The following is a 6,397-nucleotide window of genomic DNA, read 5'->3' as shown; positions in this document are numbered from 1 at the left end:
CCACCGCGCCAATGCCAAAGAAAGACCCATGCGCGAACGAGGTCACCACGCGTGCGATCATCAGCACCGAGTAGTCCGGTGCGATCGCGCACAGCGTATTGCCGACGATAAACACGCCCATCAACAACTGCAACGCGAGCTTGCGGGGCATCTTGCTGGTGACCACCGCGAGCAGCGGCGCGCCGACGGCCACGCCGAGCGCATAACCGCTCACCAGCAAACCAGCCGACGGAATCGACACGGACAGATCGCGCGCGACCTCGGGCAGCAAGCCCATGATCACGAACTCGGTCGTACCGATCGCGAAAGCGCTGATCGCTAGCGCCAGTAATGGAATGGGCATTTTTCTACTCCAGGTTCTAAAGTTGAGCGTGTTAGCTGCGATGAGCGTGGCGCTGCGCCGTCACGAACTCGATGACGACACCCGGCGCGAGCGCGACGAATAGTTGCAATTCGGCTGGCTGCGGCCCCATCTGCGGCACTTCGGCGAGCTGATAAGGCGTGTCCGCCGCACGCAGGCGCTGCAACAACGCCTGCCATTCGTCGGCGCTCTCCAGCCGGAAAGCGATATGGTCGATGCGCGGCGCCGCCCTGCCCGCTGCGGCCGGCACCGTCGCGTCGATCAGATGAATCACCGGGCGGCCGTTTGCATACAACCAGTAGCCGTCGATCGAAAACGGCGGACGCGCGCCCTCCGTCAGCCCGACGATGTCGACGAAGAAACGTCGGGCGGTGTCGAGGTCGGCGGTGACGATCGTTGCGTGATCGAGTTGCATGGTCCGGGCTCACAGAGCACAAAGGGTTTACGAGGAGTGCATTGTGAGCGGAACACGTCAATTTGATAATTGGCGTAGCATTTGAAGCATTTTCAAATTCTTTTGAAAGATCGCAATGGATAACCTCGGTGACATCCGCCTGTTCGTCGAAGCGGCGCAGCAAGGTAGTCTCTCGGCAGCGGGCCGCAAGATGGGCCTGACGCCGGCCGCCGCCAGCGCGCGGCTGGCCAAGCTCGAAGCCGGCCTGAAAGCGCGTCTGTTCGAGCGTACGACCCGTCAGCTCAGGCTCACGGACGAGGGCCGCCTCTACCTGAACTGCTGCCGCCAGGCGCTGCGATCGCTCGACGACGCCGAAGCCGCGCTGCAAGCCGGCCAGGGCGTAGTGCGCGGCAGGGTGCGCATCTCCGCAACCTCGGACTTCGGCCGTAATCTGCTGATGCATTGGCTCGACGAGTTCACCGCGCTTTACCCGGAAGTGACGTTCGCACTGACGCTGTCGGACTCGCTATCGAATCTGGTGCAGGAAGACATCGACTTGGCAATCCGTTTCGGCGTGCCGCAGGACAGCTCCCTGGTCGCCCGCAAACTCGCGCCAAACCGGCGCGTGCTGTGCGCGTCGCCGGACTACATCGCACGCAAAGGTGAGCCGAAAGATCCACACGACCTGGCGAATTTCGATTGCATCGTGCTCGGCACCGCGTCAGGCCCGGTCAACGAGTGGCGCTTTACGCGCGGCGACGAAGTGCAGCACTACACCGTGCCGCTCGACACCGCCCGCGAGACGAACGACGGCGCCGTGGCCCGCGAATGGGCGCGGCGCGGCTACGGGATCGTCATCAAGTCGATGTGGGACGTGGAAGCGGATTTGCGCGGCGATTGCCTGAAAATCCTGCTGCCCGAATGGCGCTACCCGGACGCGCCGCTGCACGCGCTCTACCACCGCAACCGCTTCATGGCGCCGCGCGTGCGCGTGCTGCTGGATTTCCTGAGCGAGCGCTTCGCGCAGGTGTCGGACGAACTGGAAGGCCTGCTGGGCTTGCCGTCGGAGCGCCCTCGCGCAAAAGCCCCGGCAGAAACCGCATCCGACGAAGGGCTATAATATTGAGCTACGCTGCAAACGTGCATTGAAAGCGGATCCCAATGGACCCGAACGGGACACAAACAGGGCCCAAGCGCCGCCCCACGGCCCCTCCGCACGTTTTCACCCCTCTTCACCTTTTAAAATGACGCCCCCAGGTTAACCACTGCGACCGGCGAAAATCGATGACCAAGAAAGTTTATGTAAGGACCTACGGCTGCCAGATGAACGAGTACGACTCCGACAAAATGGTCGACGTACTCGGCGCGGCTGAAGGGCTCGTCAAGACCGACACCCCGGAAGACGCGGACGTCATTCTCTTCAATACCTGCTCGGTGCGCGAAAAAGCGCAGGAGAAAGTCTTCTCCGAACTCGGCCGTGTGCGCGAGTTGAAAGAAGCGAACCCGAATCTGATCATCGGCGTGGGCGGTTGCGTGGCGAGCCAGGAAGGCGCGTCGATCGTGGCGCGCGCACCGTATGTCGATCTGGTGTTCGGGCCGCAAACGCTGCACCGTCTGCCGCAAATGATCGACAAGCGCCGCGAAAGCGGCCGTGCTCAGGTCGACATCTCGTTCCCGGAAATCGAAAAGTTCGATCATCTGCCGCCCGCGCGCGTCGACGGCGCGAGCGCCTTCGTGTCGATCATGGAAGGTTGCAGCAAATACTGCAGCTACTGCGTCGTGCCCTACACGCGCGGTGAAGAAGTGTCGCGTCCGCTGGACGACGTGCTGACCGAGATCGCCGGCCTCGCCGACCAGGGCGTGCGCGAAGTCACGCTGCTCGGCCAGAACGTAAATGCGTACCGTGCCGGCATCACACTGGGTTCGAGCGAAATCGCCGACTTCGCGCAACTGATCGAATACGTCGCGGATATTCCGGGCATCGAGCGGATCCGCTACACCACGTCGCATCCGAAGGAATTCACGCAGCGCCTGATCGACACCTACGCCAAGGTGCCGAAGCTCGTCAGCCACCTGCATCTGCCGGTGCAGCACGGCTCCGACCGCATCCTGATGGCGATGAAGCGCGGCTACACCGTGCTCGAATACAAGTCGGTGATCCGCAAGCTACGCGCGATCCGCCCGGACCTGTCTTTGTCGACCGATATGATCGTCGGCTTCCCCGGCGAAACGGAGGAAGACTTCGACAAGATGATGACGTTGATCCACGAGATGAAGTACGACACCAGCTTCTCGTTCATCTACAGCCCGCGTCCCGGCACGCCGGCCGCGAATCTGCACGACGACACGCCGCACGAAGTGAAGCTCAAGCGTCTGTACCATCTGCAGGCTACGATCGAAGAAAACGTGCAGCGCATCAGCGATTCGATGGTCGGCAAGGTCGAGCGGATTCTGGTCGAGCGCCCGGCGCGCAAGGACCCGAACGAACTCGCGGGCCGCACCGAAAACAACCGTGTGGTGAATTTCCCGGCACCGATCGCATCGCACGCGCGGTTGATCGGTCAGATGGTGGACGTGAAAATCGTCCATGCGTACCCACATTCGTTACGTGGCGAGCTCGTGCTGGTGCACGACGACACGCCCGCGACCACCCACTGAGCGACGCCAGCCGGCGTCACGAACCCGACAGGATCGATCCTCCGCCTTGAAGACCACTCAGCAGCATCTGGAATTCACCGCACCGCGCGACGACAACGCGCGGCTCGCCAACCTCTGCGGACCGCTCGACGAAAATCTGCGGCAGATCGAGCAGGCCCTCGACGTCACATTGCAACGCCGCGGCCACCGCATCACGATTCGCGGGCGCGGCGCGAAACTCGCGCTCACCGCGCTCGAAAAGTTCTACGACAACTCGCAGAAGCCACTGTCGGTCGACGACATCCAGCTCGCGCTCGTTGAAGTGCGTCAGCCGGCACGTCATCGTGCAAACGGCAACGGCCATCACGATCAAACCGTCGACTCGCGCTTTCCGGGCAATCCGGATCATCCGTTCGACCAGCCGGCCGACGCCGGCGATGAAGACCTCGAAGAACTCGGTCCGAAGTTGTACACGCGGCGCGCCGATCTGCGCGGCCGCACGCCGGCACAACGCGAGTATCTGAAGCAGATCATTGCGCATGACGTGACCTTCGGCGTCGGTCCGGCGGGTACGGGCAAGACGTATCTCGCGGTGGCTTGCGCGGTGGACGCGCTGGAGCGCGATCAGGTCAAACGCATCGTGCTGACACGTCCGGCCGTCGAAGCGGGCGAACGCCTCGGCTTTTTGCCGGGCGATCTGGCACAGAAGGTGGATCCGTATCTGCGTCCTTTGTACGACGCGCTCTACGATCTGCTCGGCTTCGACAAGACCGCCAAGATGTTCGAGCGGCAGATGATCGAAATCGCCCCGCTCGCGTACATGCGCGGCCGCACGCTGAACCACGCTTTTATCATCCTCGACGAGGCGCAGAACACCACGCCCGAACAGATGAAGATGTTCCTCACGCGGATCGGCTTCGGCTCAAAAGCGGTGGTCACCGGCGACACGACCCAGGTCGACTTGCCGCGTGGCGCGAAGAGCGGGCTGATCGAAGCACAGCAGGTGCTCGCCGACGTACGCGGCATTGCGCTCACGCGCTTTACCAGCGCGGACGTGGTGCGGCATCCGCTGGTCGCGCGAATTGTGGAGGCGTACGATGCGCATTCGCAGAAGACCGCCAATCCGGCGGATTCCCGCTAATTTGCGGCGCGATTTGCGTCGCTAATATTTGCGTTGAATTCCATTGGATATGCCGCAGCAACCCAGGCAACACATCGACACCGCATGAGCCGCGCACCGAAACTGACGTTGAATCTGCAATTCCCCGCCGCCAAAACCTGGCCGGAACACAAGGCGCTGCTGCCGCGCGCCACCGTGGCCGGCTGGATCAAGGCAGCGCTCTTCGCAGACGGTGAGCTGACCGTGCGTTTCGTCGACGCCGAAGAGGGCCGCACCCTGAACCGCACCTATCGCGGCAAGGATTATTCGACCAACGTGCTGACGTTTGCCTACGCCGAATCGGAAGACGATCCGGTAACGGGCGACCTGATCCTGTGCTGTCCGGTGGTGGAAAAAGAAGCCGCCGAACAGGGCAAGCCGCTCCTCGCGCACTACGCGCATCTGTTGGTGCACGGCACGCTCCATGCCCAAGGCTACGACCACGAGGTCGAGGAAGAAGCCGAGGAAATGGAAGCGATCGAAACCGAAATCCTCGGCAAGCTCGGTTTCCCGGATCCCTATCAATAGTCTTTGCCATCACCGCCAGAAACCACCGTGAGCACTTCGTCCGCTGAAGCCGATACCCAAAGCATGCCCTGCCCGGACTATCCCCCCGCGCTCGGTGAATCGCGGCTGCTAACAGAGGAAGAGTTGCGCGCGTCGCTTGAATGCACGTTGCGCGACTGGGACCGCAAGAGCGATCTGTGGCTGTTCGGCTATGGTTCGCTGATCTGGAATCCCGGTCTGCCCACCGTCGAAGCGGCCCGTTCGAAAGTGCATGGCTACCACCGCGGCCTGTATCTGTGGTCGCGCGTGAATCGCGGCACCCCTGAACAACCGGGCCTCGTACTCGCGCTCGATCGCGGCGGCTCGTGCTCCGGCATCGCATTCCGCCTCGCCGCCGAGGGCGCGATGCCGCATCTGGAAGCGTTATGGCGCCGTGAAATGCCGATGGGGTCGTACCGCCCGGCGTGGCTACCCTGCGTGCTCGCCGACGGCCGGCGCGTCGACGCGCTCGCGTTCGTGATGCGCCGCGACGTGCCGACCTACACCGGCAAGTTGCGCGACGAAGTGGTCAAAACCGTGTTCGGCTGCGCGTGCGGCCGCTACGGCACCACTCTCGAATACGTCAGCCGCACCGTGCACGCGCTGCGCGAAAGCGGTATGCCCGACCGCGCGCTCGAAGCGCTGCTCGAGCGTTGCCGCGAGGCGGGTTGACGGGAACCAGCAAACCAGCCAGGGATCGGCGCGATAAGCCGCGAACCGGCTGAGGCACCCCTTCCCGTTTACCAGAACGCCACCGAAGCCGTATGGACAGCCCGCCGGGAATAAGCTACGCCCACCGCGCCTGCATCGGCACCGCTCACGGCGTCGCAATCCGTACTTTTTTGCTCGAAAACGCTTTTCCCCGCGTAATCAGTTAGGATTGACCCACGCCCACCGCACGCGGTCGGGCGGTTTTGTCACACTCATCGCCCAGCCAGGCGGGACACGGTCCTGCCATGTGCCTGGTGTATCCTTAATGCTCTGCAACAGCGCGCCCAGTCTCGCCGGGCGCACTACCATGAACGACACGTATCCCAGTCGACGCCAAATCGACAAACCGCAAGAAAAACGCTCACTCCTCGAGCGTTTGACCGACTTCATCTCGCCCGAGCCTGACTCGCGCGCAGAACTCCTGGAAATCCTGCAGGACGCGCACGAGCGCAACCTGATCGACGCCGACTCGCTGTCGATGATCGAGGGCGTGTTCCAGGTGTCCGAACTCAGCGCCCGCGACATCATGGTGCCGCGCGCGCAAATGGACGCGATCAACATCGCGGACAATCCCGCCGAATTCATCCCC

General features: G+C 62.9%; 7 protein-coding genes and 1 pseudogene. 6 read left to right on the top strand and 2 right to left on the bottom strand.

The window, feature by feature from the left end:
- Together VFE81_RS18695 and VFE81_RS18690 are read right to left on the bottom strand one after the other, a co-directional pair.
- A partial coding sequence (locus VFE81_RS18695) for an MFS transporter (protein WP_325046015.1) occupies positions 1-343 on the bottom strand: 343 nt, incomplete at its 3' end.
- A 31-nt stretch (positions 344-374) separates the two neighbouring features.
- Complete coding sequence (locus VFE81_RS18690; RefSeq protein ID WP_325046014.1) at positions 375-776, bottom strand: VOC family protein; 402 nt, start codon at positions 774-776, stop codon at positions 375-377.
- Between the two features lie 115 nt (positions 777-891).
- Here VFE81_RS18690 and VFE81_RS18685 point away from each other — a divergent pair, with 115 nt between their 5' ends.
- The 6 genes and pseudogenes from VFE81_RS18685 to VFE81_RS18660 form a co-directional block, all read left to right on the top strand.
- Positions 892-1,875 (top strand): LysR family transcriptional regulator, encoded by a 984-nt coding sequence (locus VFE81_RS18685; RefSeq protein WP_325046013.1) that lies wholly within the window; start codon positions 892-894, stop codon positions 1,873-1,875.
- A 164-nt stretch (positions 1,876-2,039) separates the two neighbouring features.
- Positions 2,040-3,413 carry a tRNA (N6-isopentenyl adenosine(37)-C2)-methylthiotransferase MiaB gene (gene miaB / locus VFE81_RS18680; protein WP_325046012.1) on the top strand — a complete coding sequence of 458 codons (1,374 nt, stop codon included), beginning with the start codon at positions 2,040-2,042 and terminating at the stop codon, positions 3,411-3,413.
- 46 nt (positions 3,414-3,459) lie between these two features.
- Positions 3,460-4,533 (top strand): PhoH family protein, encoded by a 1,074-nt coding sequence (locus VFE81_RS18675; RefSeq protein WP_325046011.1) that lies wholly within the window; start codon positions 3,460-3,462, stop codon positions 4,531-4,533.
- A gap of 84 nt (positions 4,534-4,617) precedes the next feature.
- A complete protein-coding gene (gene ybeY / locus VFE81_RS18670) occupies positions 4,618-5,079 on the top strand; it encodes an rRNA maturation RNase YbeY (RefSeq protein WP_325046010.1) in 462 nt (153 codons plus the stop codon).
- A 63-nt stretch (positions 5,080-5,142) separates the two neighbouring features.
- Complete coding sequence (locus VFE81_RS18665; protein ID WP_414695619.1) at positions 5,143-5,769, top strand: gamma-glutamylcyclotransferase; 627 nt, start codon at positions 5,143-5,145, stop codon at positions 5,767-5,769.
- 346 nt (positions 5,770-6,115) lie between these two features.
- A pseudogene (locus VFE81_RS18660) lies at positions 6,116-6,397 on the top strand (magnesium/cobalt efflux protein); the annotation flags it as partial.

It is taken from the genome of Paraburkholderia sp., from assembly GCF_035656215.1.
Lineage (GTDB): Bacteria > Pseudomonadota > Gammaproteobacteria > Burkholderiales > Burkholderiaceae > Paraburkholderia.
Note: the sequence above shows the minus strand (reverse complement) of the source record. Positions and strands in the feature narration are given on the sequence as shown.

Excerpts from the sequence above, each read along its gene's own strand:
- VFE81_RS18690 (WP_325046014.1), bottom strand. The coding sequence starts at position 776 with ATGCAACTCGATCACGCAACGATCGTCACCGCCGACCTCGACACCGCC.
- VFE81_RS18685 (WP_325046013.1), top strand. The coding sequence starts at position 892 with ATGGATAACCTCGGTGACATCCGCCTGTTCGTCGAAGCGGCGCAGCAA.
- miaB (WP_325046012.1), top strand. The coding sequence starts at position 2,040 with ATGACCAAGAAAGTTTATGTAAGGACCTACGGCTGCCAGATGAACGAG.
- ybeY (WP_325046010.1), top strand. The coding sequence starts at position 4,618 with ATGAGCCGCGCACCGAAACTGACGTTGAATCTGCAATTCCCCGCCGCC.
- VFE81_RS18665 (WP_414695619.1), top strand. The coding sequence starts at position 5,143 with ATGCCCTGCCCGGACTATCCCCCCGCGCTCGGTGAATCGCGGCTGCTA.